Origin of the sequence: Sphingomonas sp. PP-CE-1A-559, from assembly GCF_004340965.1 — a bacterium.
Taxonomy (GTDB): domain Bacteria; phylum Pseudomonadota; class Alphaproteobacteria; order Sphingomonadales; family Sphingomonadaceae; genus Sphingomonas.
Window position 1 is genome coordinate 326595 of record NZ_SLYA01000003.1, and the last position, 13842, is coordinate 340436.

Here is a 13842-nt window from a genome sequence, read left to right on the forward strand (position 1 = left end):
CGAGAGGTTGCCCTTTCGTTCTCATTGCAGCAAGGTCTCTCGGTGCTTCGCTATCCTGCCCTCCACGCCAGCCACGCCGGCATCTGGATCGCGAATGTGGACGGCGCGCGTCCGATCGGGCGGGGCGAGGCGATCCGGATCGCGGCCGATACGCCGGTCATCATGCTCAATGCGCCGCTGGTCGGGCAGCGACTCGGATATCCCGATCTGTCGGGGCTCGACCTGCTCGAACTCTACGCGTTCCTCCGCCCCGCGCAGTTCGCGGTGCCGACGCCGAAGGGGATCGCGCGGGTCACCGGCCTCGACGTGCCGACCGAGGACGCGGAGGTCGCGCCGTTCCTCCTCCGCGCGGCCGAGGCGATGCTGGCGCTTACCGATGGCGACTGGCCCGAGCGTGAGGGCGCGTGGACGGCGGCGCAATCGCTGTTCCGCCTGCGCTGGCCCTGGGCGCCGGTCGTCGCCGAGCGGCTGAAGAAACCGTCCGTCAACGAGCGCTGGCTGTTCTCGTCGCTCCCCGAATGGGAGGAGCACGCGCCGCGACCTGCGCCACGTACTGTCACGATCGAGCCGGGCGATGCTGAGGCGCGACTCGTCGACCTCACCGGCCACGGCGCCGAGGAGCGTCCAGGCCAGCGCGCCTATGCCGGCGCCGCCACCGCCGCCTTCGCCCCGCGAGCGATGCGCGACACGCCGAACCTCGTCCTCGCCGAGGCGGGGACCGGGATCGGCAAGACGCTCGGCTACTTGGCCCCCGCCTCGCTATGGGCGGAAAAGGCCGGCGGCGCGGTATGGATCTCGACCTATACCAAGACGCTGCAACGCCAGCTTGGGCAGGAAACCGCTCGCCTTTACCCCGACGCGGCGATCCGCAAGGCGAAGGTGGTCACGCGGAAAGGCCGCGAGAATTACCTCTGCCTGCTGAACCTGGAGGACGCGCTGCAAGGCGGGTTCGCAGGCCGCGCGGCGATCCTCGCGCACCTCGTCGCGCGCTGGGCCGCCTACAGCGCGGACGGCGACATGGTCGGCGGCGACCTGCCCGGCTGGCTGCCGACGCTGTTCCGCCGCAACGGCTCGACCGCGCTGACCGACCGGCGCGGCGAGTGCGTGTACGCGGGCTGCCCGCACTACCGGAAATGCTTCATCGAGCGCGCCGCCCGCGCGTCGTCCGACGCCGACATCGTCATCGCCAACCACGCACTGGTGATGGTCAATGCCGCGAGAGGGCGCGAACTCGCTACCCGACCGACGCGCTACGTGTTCGACGAGGGCCATCACATCTTCGACGCGGCCGATTCGATGTTCGCGACCGCGCTGACCGGTGCGGAGACGATCGAACTGCGCCGCTGGATCCTCGGCCCCGAATCGAGCGGTCGCGGTCGCAGGCGAGGACTTGCCGCACGCCTCTCCGACCTCGCCAGCTACGACGAGCAGGGGGCGAGGGCGATCAGCGATGCGGTGACCGCGGCGGGGGCGCTGGCGTCCGACGGCTGGCTGCAGCGCCTCGGCGAAGGCGCGCCGTTCGGGCCGATCGAGACGTTGCTCGCCGCCGTCCGTGGCCTCACCTACGCGCGGGCCGAACAACCGGGTGACGCGGGGTACGGCCTGGAGACCGAACTCGCCGAACCCGACGCGACGCTGATCGAAGCCGCCGCGCCCGCCGCAGCCGCGCTCGACGGACTGGTCCGCCCACTCGTGACGCTTGGCCGTCGACTCGAAGCCGTGCTCGCCGAAGCTCCCGACTGGATGGACGCTCCTGCGCGAGCGCGGGTCGAAGGCGCGATCGCCTCGATCGGTTGGCGCGCGGAGACGGTGGCATCGTGGCTGTCGCTGCTCGCGCGCGTCGGCGGACCGGTCGACGGCGATTTCGTCGACTGGCTGGCGGTCGACCGGATCGAAGGCCGCGAGTTCGACATCGGCCTGCACCGGCACTGGCTCGACCCGACAAGGCCGTTCGCCGAGATCGTCCTGAAGCCCGCCCACGGCGTGCTCGTCACCTCCGCGACGCTGACCGGCGGCGGCGACTGGGAAGTCGCCGAAGCCCGCAGCGGCGCGCCGCATCTCCTGCGCCCTGCCGCGCGGTTCGAGGCAAAGAGCCCGTTCGACTATACCCGCCAGGCCGAAGTACTGATCGTCACCGACGTGAAGCGCGGCGACGTCGCCGCGCTCGCCAACGCCTATGCGCAGCTGATCGTCGCCAGCCGCGGCGGCACGCTAGGCCTGTTCACCGCGATCCGGCGCTTGCGCGGTGTTCACGGCCGGATCGCCGATCGACTCGCGCGCGAAGGCCTGCCGCTGCACGCACAGCACGTCGATCCAATCGATACCGGCACCTTGGTCGATATCTTTCGCGACGATCCGGGCGCGTCGCTGCTCGGCACCGATGCGCTCCGCGACGGCGTCGACGTCCCCGGCGAGTCGCTGCGACTCGTGGTGATGGAGGGCGTGCCTTGGGCTAAACCGTCCGTTCTGCACGCCGCACGCAGGCTCGCGGGCGGCGGTTCGGCGTATGACGACCGGCTGGTCCGAGCGCGTTTGGCGCAGGCGTTCGGGCGGCTGATCCGGCGTGCTGATGACTCCGGCGTGTTCGTAATGCTGTCCGCCGCGATGCCGTCGCGGCTACTCAGCGCGTTCCCACCGGGCGTGCCGATCGCCCGCGTCACGCTCGAAGAAGCGGTGGCCAGAGTCGCAAGCCGGCTTTCCTCGCGGGCATCGGTAGGGCATGAAAGCCGCGAACCGGCTTGAGGATTGCCATGAAGACGTTGACGCTGTTGCGCCACGCCAAGTCCGGCTGGGACGATCCGGTCGCGCGCGATTTCGACCGCCCACTCAACGCCAAGGGCAAGCGCGCCGCGGCGATGGTCGGTCGGCATATGCGGTCGCTGGGGCTTGCGTTCGATCATGCGATTGCGTCGCCGGCGGTGCGGGTTTCGGAGACCTTGGAGCAGATCGAATCGGGCTATGGCCGGACGATCGCGCCGGACCTGGATCGACGGGTGTATCTCGCATCGGCGGCGACGTTGCTCGACTTGGTGCACGGCTTTCCGGCCGAGGCAGAGAGCGCGCTGCTGGTCGGGCATAATCCCGGGTTGGAGGATCTTGTCCTGATGTTGGTTGCGGATGGGGCCGATCCGCTTCGCGACGCGGTCGAGGACAAGTATCCGACGGCCAGCATTGCCGAGCTTCAGTTCGAGGGGGAGTGGAGCGACGTTGCGGCGGGTACGGCTCGCCTGACCCGCTTCATCCGACCCCGCGATCTCGATCCGACTTTAGGGCCCGACGCGGACTAAACCATGTTTCCCCGCGAAGGCGGGGACCCAGACTGGGCTCCCGCCTTCGCGGGAGAACAAGGGGGCGTGAGCGCTCCGCTCCTTCAACTTCATACCACCCCGGCGAAGGCCGGGGCCCAATTGGAGACGTGGTTGTAACGGCGGACCGCCCTACCTCACTATCCGTTTCCAATTGGGCCCCGGCCTTCGCCGGGGTGGTGCGGGTTTTCGGTAAGCTGATCTCGAACAAACCCGAGATCGTCGAAGCGCTTAGCTCTTCCCCGCCATCCGCGCCTTCAGATCCGAGAACGCATTCGCCGGCCGGAACTCGTCCTCGCTGATCACCCCCGCCGCCGCCAGCGCCGCCGCGGCATTAGGCCCCCTTGGAAACGGGTCGATCGCCAGCGCCAGCGTATCCGCCGCCGCCTCGCCAAGATCGATCGTCCCCCCCTCGATCGCGACCGTGTCGAGCGCATCGTCGGACAGTTCGACCTCGTCGCCTTCCGCCACCAACTGCGCAACGAACAACAGCGCGACCGGCTCGTCGATCTGCGTATCGAGCGGTTCGTCGGTCACCGAACACGCCTGCACCGCCGCGCCGGTCACGCGGCCCTTCACGACGATGCCGCTGTCGGTGCGTTTGATGCCGAGTCGCGCGTCGAGACGCGTGATCGAGAGCAGCGCGAACCGCTTGGCCAGTGCCGCGCGCTCGTCCTCGGTCGCAGCGATCTCGACGATCCGTTCGCGCTCGCCGATCGTGTCGAGGCGTTCGGGACGGCTGAACTCGGGCTTCACGGCAATTCTCCAGATAACAGATTCGGTAGTGGCGTCGCAGCCAGCCCCGCATGAAAGGCCATCACCGACTCGCGGACGTAAGTCAGCGCGGCATCGTCCGGCCCAGCGCCCCGGTACAGGTTGCGCACTAACGCCGGCGCGATATCGCCCGCCGCCAGCCCGTCGCGGTAGGCACCAAGCCGCCCGCCGAGCATGCTCATCATCTTGCCGATATGCTTGCCGACGATGATGTCGCCGATCCCGATCTCGCGGAGCTGCCCGTCCATGTCGTCGACGAACCGCTCGGCCAGACGCGCCGCGGGTTCGCCGCCAGCGGGCTCCGTCTCGAGCCGCAACATGACGATCGCCAGCAAGGTCGCGATCATGTCGAAGCGGCCGTCGACGGTGTCCGGCACCGCGCCCTCCCGATACCAATGTTCCGCGCGGGCCCGGCCGACAACAGCGTTGTAAAGCGGCAGCGCCTCGTCGGGCTTCTCGCCGAGCAGTCTTCCCAACCAGCTCAAAATCTATCGTCCTCAACACGAAGCCGCGCTTCGGCTTGTTTGCCCGCGCATCCTCGCATATCGAGGCGATCGGCGGCCGATGCAATCGCGTGGGACCCGTCACGTGTTTTCGCGTGCCCCGGTTGGGAGTTTATATGAGCGTGTTTTCCGCCCGTACGGGTCTCGCCGCCGCACTTGCGGTCGCCGCATTGGCCAGTGGGGGCTGCACCCAGCTGCGCTCGCACCAGGGCTATGTCGTCGATACCGACCTCGTCAACTCGGTCCAGCCGGGCGTCGACAACCGCCAGTCGGTGCTCGCCACGCTCGGCAAGCCGACGCTCGCCGGCCAGTTCGACCAGGGCGACTGGTATTATCTCGCGCGCGACAGCCGCAACCTCGCGTTCCGCAACCCGCGCGCCAACGCGCAGATCACGTTGCAGATCAGCTTTGATCAAAAGGGTACCGTCACCGCGATTCGCCGCGGCGGGCTCGATCAGGTCGCGTCGATCGCACCCTATGGCAAGAAGACGCCGACGCTCGGTCGCGAGCGCGGATTCTTCCAGGATCTGTTCGGTAACATCGGCACGGTCGGCGCGGCGGGGGCTGGCGGCGGCGGTGGCGGCGGTAGCAACACCGGCGGCGGCGGTCGAAATCGACCATAGCCGGTCGGTCTGAAGGGTAAGCCCAAAGTCGGTTAGGCCGCACCGCGTGCTACGCAGCGGTGCGGCCGGGCCGGGCATCATCGGCGCCGATCCCGAAAGGGGGGAAAGGGATCATCGTCGTAACGCACGTTCGACGCGATGGTTCGCCATGTGCCGCCGTAATTCGAGAAAACGACAAACATCCGTTCTCGATAAGACTATATCCGTTACCACGGTGACTTCCGGTACCCTCCGTCCGGGGGTGTGGCTTGGGCGAGTCGCTGTGGATCATCGACGCGTCTGCGCGAGAGATGCTGCTGTTTGCGGGCGTCGGACTGCTACTCGGTGGTATCGATGATCTGCTGGTCGATCTTGTCTATATCGGTCACCGGATCAGGCATGGCGGCCGGGCTCGCCTGACTCTCGCCACTCTGCCGTCGCCGCGCATTGCAGGACGGATCGCTGTGTTCGTCGCGGCGTGGGACGAGGTCGCGGTGATCGGCGGGATGCTGACGACTGCGCTCGATCGCTACGACCACGATAATTACCGAATCTACGTTGGCGCCTATCCGAACGACCGGGGAACGATCGATGCGATTGCCGCGGTCGCCGAGCGCGACGCGCGTATCCGGCTCGTGATCGGGCCACGCAACGGACCGACGACCAAGGCCGACTGCCTCAACACGCTGTGGCATGCGCTGTGTCGCGACGATCTACGAGACGGGGCAGGGATAAATCTACCCACCAAGGCGATCGTGCTTCACGATGCCGAAGACGTCGTGCACGCGCAGGAGTTGCGCGTCTTCGACAGCCTGATCGAGCAGTATGACGTGATCCAGCTTCCCGTCCTGCCGCTGGTCCACCGCGGTGCGCGGCTGGTGTCAGGACACTATGCCGACGAGTTCGCCGAATCCCACGCCAAGCAGATCGTCGTCCGGACCGCGCTGGGCGCCGCGATGCCGCTTGCCGGCACGGGCTGTGCGATCGCACCCGCCGTCCTTGCGACGATTGCGCAGGCACGGGGCGGCGATCCGTTCGACGCCACCAGTCTGACCGAGGATTACGAGCTGGGCTTGCGACTGGCAGAGCTAGGTGCACGCGGCATCTTCGCGCGTGTCGCGGCGGACGACGCCGGGACGGTGGTCGCGGTACGCGCGTATTTCCCGTGTACGCTTAGTGGATCGGTGCGCCAGAAGACGCGGTGGATGATGGGTATCGCGCTGGCCGGCTGGGATCGTACCGGCTGGGGGCGGCCCCGCGCGGTCGCCGATCACTGGATGCGAATGCGCGATCGACGCGCGCCGCTGGCCGTCGTGATCCTAGCGGTCGGCTATCTTGCGGTGCCGATATGGCTGTTGTCGCTACTGATACACGGCCAAGCCGACGGCGCGTCGCCCTACGCGAACGGCGCCTACCCGATCGCGTTCTGGCTGCTCGTCGCCAATGGCGGGTTGCTGGCGTGGCGGTTGATCGTGCGGATGATATTCACGGGACGCAGTTATGGTATGCGCGAGGCGATCTGGGCGCTGCCGCGGTTTCTCGTAGGCAACCTCGTCTCGCTGATCGCCGCACCGCGCGCGGTGATCGTCTATATCGGCATGCTGCGCGGCGCGGCGCCGGTCTGGGACAAGACGCAACACGAGTTTCCCGACGCGCTGCCCATCGACGTCATCACTGACAGCCTCAACCACCCGGGCCTTGCCGCCGCGGCACGATGAGTGTCGGGCGCCCGCTGCGCTTTCTCGCGTTGGCGTTGGGCGGATGGGTGATGGTCCGCGTGGCGTTGTTGTTGCCGGAGGTAACCTCGCTTCCACCCTCGGAGATAATTCCGCGAGTTGTCGAAGTGCTCGTGCCGCAAGTCGCCGCAGCAATTCTCGGGCGACCCCGCGTGGCTCCGCGGGTGGTGACTATGCCACGCGTCGCTGTTGCATTGCCGATTTACGCCAAGGGTCGACCATGGCAGGCACCGACGATTGTGCCGCCGCGCCCCGTAGCGCGCGTTCTTCCCGATTTGCCAGCCGCCGCAGAGCCTCGGACATACCTCGTTCTGTCGCCGGTAGCACCGCCCATGGTCGCCAACGGGCCAAGTCGTCTCAGCGGAAGCGCATGGCTGCTCGCGCGTGGCGGTCCCGCGGGTACGGTATCGGGCGGGCAGCTCGGCGCATCGCAGGGCGGTTTGCGACTAGCCTATGCGCTCGGCAGCCAGCGTAGGGTCGCGCTGGTGGCGCGCGTCGCCACCCCGCTCAGGGGCGCCGGACGGGAGGCGGCGTTCGGGGTCGCATGGCAACCGACGCGGTTCCCGGTCCGCCTCGTCGCCGAGCAAAGGTTCGCGCTCGATGGCGGCCGCGGCGGACCGACGGTGGGCGTCATCGCCGGCTATGGTCCCGCCGAAGTCGCGCCGGGTATCCGTCTGGAAGCGTACGGCCAGGCCGGCGGGATTGCGCGTGACGGGATCGAAGGCTTCGTCGACGCGTCCGCACGACTCACGCATCCGCTGGGAAAGCTTGCCGGCGCGACCATAGACATCGGTGTTGGCGCATGGGGCAGCGCGCAGCGTGACGCCGAACGCTTCGATATCGGACCCTCACTCGTCGCCGCGCTGCCTGTAGCGCGCAAGACCATCCGCCTGACGCTCGACTGGCGCGAACGCATCGCCGGCGGCGCGCGTCCGGGCTCGGGCCCCGCCCTCTCGATCGGTAGCGACTTCTGAAAGGTCGAGCCTAGCCCCGCCCGCGCAATCCGGTGTAACGCTGCGGTCGTGGATCTGTATCTCCCCGTCGCCAACCTGTCGGTCAACGCGCTCGTCATCATCCTGCTCGGCGGGGGAGTCGGGCTGTTGTCGGGGATGTTCGGCGTCGGCGGCGGCTTCCTGACGACGCCACTGCTGATCGTCTACGGCATTCCGCCGACGGTTGCCGCAGCCTCTTCCGCGAGCCAAGTGACCGGCGCGAGCGTGTCGGGCGTGTTCGCGCATTTTCGGCGCAAGGGCGTCGATACCAAGATGGGCGGGGTGCTCGTCGCGGGCGGCATCCTTGGGTCGTTCTTCGGTGCGTGGCTGTTTCGACTGCTCCAGCAAAGCGGCCAGATCGATACGGTGATCGCGATCGTCTACGTGGTCATGCTCGGGTCGATCGGCGGCCTGATGGCAAAGGAATCGATCGGCACGATCGGCCGCGTGCGCACCGGACGCCCTCCCAAGGCGCGCAAGCGTCGCCATCACCCGCTCGTCGCCGCGCTACCGCTCAGGACGCGCTTCTACGCGTCGGGGCTCTATATCTCGCCGCTCGCACCGTTGTTGCTGGGGTTCTTTACCGGCATCCTGACGATTCTGCTCGGCATCGGTGGCGGCTTCATTCTCGTCCCCGCGATGATCTATTTGCTGGGCATGGCGACGTCGGTGGTGGTCGGCACGTCGCTGTTCCAGACGCTGTTCGTGACCGCGGTCGCGACGATGGTGCACGCGACCACCACCAAGGCGGTCGATATCGTGCTGGCGGCTTTGCTCCTGCTCGGCTCGGTCGTAGGAGCGCAGGTCGGCGCGCGGTTCGCGACCAAGTTCCGCCCCGAATATCTCCGTCTCGGACTTGCGGTCATGGTGCTGCTGGTCGGCGCGCGCATCCTGCTCGGACTCGTCTGGCGCCCCGAGGAGATCTTCTCGGTCACGCTGTCGTGAAGCCTCGCTGGCTAGTTCTGCTCGCGCCGTTGCTGATGGCGCAGGCGAAGCCCGTGCTGGTCCCCGACGTGTCACAACGCAATATCGAGATCGCCTACAGCTTCACCGGTGCCGAGCTGCTGCTGTTCGGTGCGATCCTCTATCCCGGTGGCCGCCTGCCGACCGGTGAGCAACCCACCGATATCGTCGTCGTCGTCAAGGGCCCGACCCAGTCGATCCTGATGCGCGAGAAGGAGAAGGTCGCCGGCATCTGGGTCAACGCCGCACGCCTGCGATACCGTTCCGCCCCCAGTTTCTACGCGATCGCCTCGTCCAAACCGATCGACCGCCTCGTCGACGACCGGACGCGCGCGATCTACGAACTCGGCCTCGACAGCCTGCAATTGTCGCCGGCGTCGAGCGCACCGGCGCCGATCCAGGACCGTTTCCAGAAGGGGCTCGTCGACCTCAAGCGCCGCGCCGGCCTGTATTACGAGGCGCCTCGCGCGGTCGAGATCACCGACGGCGTGCTCTACCGTGCACGCGTGTCGATTCCCGCCCGCGTGCCCGTCGGCCGCTTCACAGCGGAGACGTTCCTGATCCGCGACGGGCGCGTACTCGCAGCCGCAGTACGCGACATCGACATCCGCAAATCGGGCTTCGAGCGATTCGTCGCGCGCGCTGCGGATCGCTCTTCGGTAACCTACGGGCTGGTCGCGGTCGCGCTGTCGGTGTTCCTGGGCTGGGCGGCAGGCTGGATCGCGCGCCGGGTCTAGCGCGTCTCAGCGACTAAACGCGCACCAACGCGCCGGTTTTTTCCAGCAAGTTCAACACCGTCGTCATCGGATATTTACAATTATCGCGGCAGGGTCGGTCCGAAATGACTGGAGACTTTGCGGCGATGAGCGACATGCCGGGACCTGGCGCATTCTTGCGCGCGGCACCCCTGACGGGCGGATTCGCTGGCGCGAGCGCTGCGGCGGCACCCGTCGGCGTTGTCTTCGCGATCGCCGGATCGAGCAGCCGTATCCTGCTTGATCGCGCCGCGATCGCGGTGCTGCATGACGATTCCGATCCGGTCGTCGCAGCGGCCGGACAGGTCGGCAGCCAGATCAAGATGCGCGTCGGCGCAACGTGGCTGGTCGCCAACATCCGCTCGCTCAAGCTGGAGGATGCCGCCGGCACCTGCGTCGCCGCGGAGATCGACTATCTGGGGGAAGGCGATGAGGATAAACTCACCGGCAAGCTCTATCGATTCCGCCGCGGCGTCACGCGCTATCCGATGCCCGGCTGCGAGGTGTTCCCGATCACCACGGCCGACCTGCAACAGGTCTATGCCGCCGACGACCGTGCGAACATCACGATCGGCACGGTCTATCCGACCGCCGATATTCCCGCCGCGCTGTACGTCGACGCGATGCTCGGCAAGCATTTCGCGCTCGTCGGGTCGACCGGCACGGGCAAGTCGACCAGCGCCGCGCTGATCCTGCACCGCATCTGCGAACTCGCGCCGCAGGGGCACATCGTGATGATCGACCCGCATGGCGAATATGCCGCCGCGTTCAAATCGAATGGGGCGATCTACGACGTTTCGAACCTGCAGATGCCGTATTGGCTGATGAACTTCGAGGAGCATTGCGAGGTCTTCCTCACCAGCAGCGGTTCCGCGCGACAGTTCGATGCCGACATCCTCGCCAAATGCCTGCTCGCGGCAAAGGCGAAAAGCCGCCTCGGACAGGAGATCGCAAAGCTCACGGTGGACGCGCCGATCCCGTATATGCTCAGCGATCTAACGACGATCATCAGCGCCGAGATGGGCAAGATGGACCGCGCCGGCGACACTTCGCCCTATCTCCGGCTCAAATCCAAGATCGACGAGATCAAGGCCGATCCGCGCTACGGCTTCATGTTCTCCGGCATGCTGGTGGCGGACACGATGGCGAGCTTCCTCGCGCGCATTTTCCGCCTGCCCGGCGACGGTAAGCCGATCTCGATCATCGATGTCTCTGGCGTGCCGTCGGACATCACCTCGGTGGTGGTTGCGGTGCTCGCGCGGATGACGTTCGACTTCGCGATCTGGTCGCGCAACGAACCGCAGCGGCCGATCCTGCTCGTCTGCGAGGAGGCGCATCGCTACATCCCGGCAGGGCAGGAGGCGAACAGTTCGGTCGGGCGCATCCTCGGCCGCATCGCCAAGGAAGGCCGCAAATACGGCGTGTCGCTGGGGCTCATCACGCAGCGTCCGTCGGATCTCGCAGAGGGTGTGCTGTCGCAATGCGGCACGATCATCGCGATGCGCCTCAACAACGACCGCGACCAGGCATTCGTCCGCGCGGCGATGCCCGAGGGCGCACGCGGTTTCCTCGATTCGATCCCCGCACTCCGTAATCGCGAATGCATCATCTGCGGCGAAGGCGTGACGATCCCGATCCGCGTGAGCTTCGACGGATTGGAGGAGGAGAAACGCCCCGCCTCGGGTGATCCGCTATTCTCCGAACTATGGCGCGACGTCGGCGGTGAGGACCAGATCATCGGCCGCACGATCCAGCGCTGGCGAGCACAAGGCAAATAGGTGCGATCGGTCAGTGCAGGGATCGACAAGCATAACCCGTCGCTAGCTGTATTCCGGTAAAAGAGGGGATCTGATCGTGGACGTGATCACATGCCGGTCTTTGTTTTTCGGTCGATCAGGACGGCCTGCTGCCATCGGCTCGGGCCTTGTCGGTACGGTGAATGCAGCCCGCCCAGCAACAGGGGCGCCTCTTGCCCTCGAGCAGTTCCTGACCCGTACGCTCTATGCGGCGCTGGCGCGTTTTCGGCTGTTTCGCGTCCTCTATCCAGCAGATGAACTCGTTCCGGCCGAGCGGCGTCAGCGTCTGCCACAGTGCGAAGAGGCTTGGATCGGAGCGGATCGCCGACTGGAGATCGTCGCTGGCGGTATGGACAGTGCCGTGAAGAAAAGAGTTCGCCACGCATCCTCCGAGCAATGTCGCCCAATGCAATGGGCCATTCGCACGAAGAATAGCCGTTCCTCACGTTGATGACGAGCGCACGGTTCGCAACGGGCAACCAACAACAAATTCCGTCGATGCCGCCGTCGCGCACCGCGTCGACGTTCATCAGATGGTTAGGCGCCGACCCGTATTGCCAGCAGCTGAGCGACCCTTGCCTTGAACGCGCGCAGTTTCTCCCCCGACAACTGCGCCACGCTCGCAAACGGGACCGATCGCGGGTTGATGGCCGCGCCGTTCTTCCACACTTCCCAGTGCAGATGCGGGCCGGTCGACATTCCCGTCGAGCCGACATAACCGATCACCTGGCCCTGCCGGACCCGCGTGCCCGATGACACCGCGATCCGGCTCATATGGCCGTATCCGCTCGCCATCCCGCCACCGTGCATCAGTTTGACGAAATTGCCGTAGCCGCCGGTCCGGCCTGCGAACGTCACGATGCCGTCGGTCATCGCGTGGATCGGCGATCCGTACGGTGCGCCGATGTCGAGGCCCTTGTGCATGCGCGTGAAGCCCAGCAGCGGGTGGAACCGCATGCCGTAGTTCGACGTGATCCTGCCGGTGACCGGCATGCCCGAGACGGCGCGGCGTTCGGTCTGGCCGTTGGCATCGAACCAGCCGCCGCGACTCGACTCCCCGTTTAGACTGGCGTCGACATCGACGTTCGCCGCGTCCGGCGCGAACCGGACGAGCTGTACCTTTCGGCGTCCTTGATCGATCCCGGCGAAGAGAAGGTCGCCGATTCGGGTCTCGCCGGTCGCGGCACGCTCGCGCTCAACGATGACGTCGAAGCTGTCCGCCGCCGTCACGTCGCGGCCGATCGAAAGTCGCGTCGAGATCGCCTTGATGAACGACTCCACGGCCTTTCCAGGAACACCGGCGGAACGCGCGGATCGGTATAGGCTGGAGCCGACCAGGCCCTGGATGCGCAACGGCGTCGTATCGACCGCGATCGGCTTGCGGTTCACGGTCAGCCCGCCCGCGCCGCGCGTCAGCGACAGCGCCAGATCGAACCGCGCGCGGAAATCGAGCTGCTCCAGCGGCCGCGCGACGGTGCGATCCGGCCGCCGCCCGAGCGTCAGTGCGATCCGCGTGCCCGCCGGAATGGCCTTCGGATCGACCGACTGCGCGACCAGCGCCGCCGCGGCTTCGGCATCGTTCCGACCGACGCCCGCGCGCATCAGCGCCCGGTCGAACGCATCGCCCTGGCCGAGCGTCGCCGACAGTTCGAGCGTCGGGCGCTCGGGTGCGTTGGCGAGCGGGGCAACGAGATCGTTAGCCGCCATCCGCCGCCCGGTGGTCGCGCCCTGGCCGAGCGGCGCAATGCCCTGCGCGCGCGTTTCCTCCCACTCGGCACCGGCCAGCGGCGACGGCACTGCACCGACCAGCGGCTTGAACCCCGGCGCCAGCATGACGGTCGCGGCACACAGCGCGGTGCAGGTCACGAGCCCGCGCCACCACTCGCGACTGCCGATCCGAGCACCGAGATCAGGTACCCAGTCGATCCGCGAAGGGGCGGTCCTCGGCGCGATATCCGGCTGCCGATCGAGCGCACGACCAAAGCCGCGCGCCCCGCCGCCCGCCAGTTCCAGCGCCTGATCCTTCTGCAAATACACGCGTGTCCGCCCTGAAATCGTCCGAATTCTCGTGCGCCGTTTAATCCCCGGCGCGAGCATCGGGTTGTGGCGGGGACATGCTAAAGTCAAATTAACCGGGCGATTGTTGGGCTTGGCGGCGGCGGGGCGTGCTCGGGTCGGGGCGGACGAGATTTGGGACTGATGACCCTGCTTCCCTGTCTGGGTTTTAGAAGGCGCCCGAACTTTATCCACCACCCCGGCGAAGGCCGGGGCCCAATAGGGTAGGCCAAGGTGATGAAGCGCGGACCTCCGTTAAGCCTGTTCCCCAATTGGGCCCCGGCCTTCGCCGGGGTGGTTTTAGATTGAGGTGGACACCGAAGCTCGACGATCGAGCGAACCCAACATTCACCTCACCAAC

12 protein-coding genes are annotated in these 13842 nt (G+C 67.0%); 8 read left to right on the plus strand and 4 right to left on the minus strand.

What is annotated here, in order from left to right; all coding sequences use genetic code 11:
- The first annotated feature begins 42 nt into the window (after positions 1-42).
- Both C8J42_RS11855 and C8J42_RS11860 read left to right on the plus strand, forming a co-directional pair.
- Positions 43-2742 carry an ATP-dependent DNA helicase gene (locus tag C8J42_RS11855; RefSeq protein WP_133020206.1) on the plus strand — a complete coding sequence of 900 codons (2700 nt, stop codon included), beginning with the start codon at positions 43-45 and terminating at the stop codon, positions 2740-2742.
- Positions 2743-2750: 8 nt separating this feature from the next.
- Complete coding sequence (locus C8J42_RS11860) at positions 2751-3287, plus strand: histidine phosphatase family protein (protein WP_133020207.1); 537 nt, start codon at positions 2751-2753, stop codon at positions 3285-3287.
- A 249-nt stretch (positions 3288-3536) separates the two neighbouring features.
- Here the strand turns inward: C8J42_RS11860 and C8J42_RS11865 are convergent, their stop codons facing one another.
- Positions 3537-4061, minus strand: coding sequence for a DUF177 domain-containing protein (locus C8J42_RS11865; RefSeq protein ID WP_120300762.1), 525 nt, complete (start codon positions 4059-4061; stop codon positions 3537-3539).
- The gene (locus C8J42_RS11870) at positions 4058-4564 is read right to left on the minus strand and encodes a ubiquinol-cytochrome C chaperone family protein (protein ID WP_243644342.1); all 507 of its coding nucleotides are present in this window, start codon (positions 4562-4564) and stop codon (positions 4058-4060) included. Before C8J42_RS11870 ends, C8J42_RS11865 begins: the two co-directional genes overlap by 4 nt.
- A gap of 134 nt (positions 4565-4698) precedes the next feature.
- Between C8J42_RS11870 and bamE the strand changes: the two genes are divergently transcribed.
- From bamE to C8J42_RS11900, 6 genes are all read left to right on the plus strand, one after another.
- On the plus strand, positions 4699-5205 hold the full coding sequence (gene bamE / locus C8J42_RS11875) for an outer membrane protein assembly factor BamE (RefSeq protein ID WP_082441496.1): 507 nt from the start codon (positions 4699-4701) through the stop codon (positions 5203-5205).
- A 248-nt stretch (positions 5206-5453) separates the two neighbouring features.
- Positions 5454-6902 carry a glycosyl transferase family protein gene (locus tag C8J42_RS11880; RefSeq protein ID WP_243644343.1) on the plus strand — a complete coding sequence of 483 codons (1449 nt, stop codon included), beginning with the start codon at positions 5454-5456 and terminating at the stop codon, positions 6900-6902.
- A gap of 350 nt (positions 6903-7252) precedes the next feature.
- Entirely contained in the window at positions 7253-7894 is a 642-nt protein-coding gene (locus C8J42_RS20460) for a hypothetical protein (RefSeq protein WP_243644345.1), read from the plus strand.
- A 48-nt stretch (positions 7895-7942) separates the two neighbouring features.
- Entirely contained in the window at positions 7943-8857 is a 915-nt protein-coding gene (locus C8J42_RS11890) for a sulfite exporter TauE/SafE family protein (RefSeq protein WP_120300760.1), read from the plus strand.
- A 35-nt stretch (positions 8858-8892) separates the two neighbouring features.
- Positions 8893-9612: a TIGR02186 family protein gene (locus C8J42_RS11895; protein WP_056064071.1), complete on the plus strand. Its 720-nt coding sequence runs from the start codon at positions 8893-8895 to the stop codon at positions 9610-9612.
- Positions 9613-9737: 125 nt separating this feature from the next.
- A complete protein-coding gene (locus tag C8J42_RS11900) occupies positions 9738-11408 on the plus strand; it encodes an ATP-binding protein (RefSeq protein WP_133020465.1) in 1671 nt (556 codons plus the stop codon).
- A gap of 115 nt (positions 11409-11523) precedes the next feature.
- Here the strand turns inward: C8J42_RS11900 and C8J42_RS11905 are convergent, their stop codons facing one another.
- Entirely contained in the window at positions 11524-11808 is a 285-nt protein-coding gene (locus tag C8J42_RS11905) for a YdeI/OmpD-associated family protein (RefSeq protein WP_243644347.1), read from the minus strand.
- A 155-nt stretch (positions 11809-11963) separates the two neighbouring features.
- A complete protein-coding gene (locus C8J42_RS11910; protein WP_133020209.1) occupies positions 11964-13463 on the minus strand; it encodes a M23 family metallopeptidase in 1500 nt (499 codons plus the stop codon).
- Between the last annotated feature and the right edge of the window lie 379 nt (positions 13464-13842).

Coding starts and splice junctions, on each gene's coding strand:
- C8J42_RS11900 (WP_133020465.1), top strand. CDS start 9,738: ATGAGCGACATGCCGGGACCTGGCGCATTCTTGCGCGCGGCACCCCTG.
- C8J42_RS11895 (WP_056064071.1), top strand. CDS start 8,893: ATGGCGCAGGCGAAGCCCGTGCTGGTCCCCGACGTGTCACAACGCAAT.
- C8J42_RS20460 (WP_243644345.1), top strand. CDS start 7,253: ATGGTCGCCAACGGGCCAAGTCGTCTCAGCGGAAGCGCATGGCTGCTC.
- bamE (WP_082441496.1), top strand. CDS start 4,699: ATGAGCGTGTTTTCCGCCCGTACGGGTCTCGCCGCCGCACTTGCGGTC.
- C8J42_RS11860 (WP_133020207.1), top strand. CDS start 2,751: ATGAAGACGTTGACGCTGTTGCGCCACGCCAAGTCCGGCTGGGACGAT.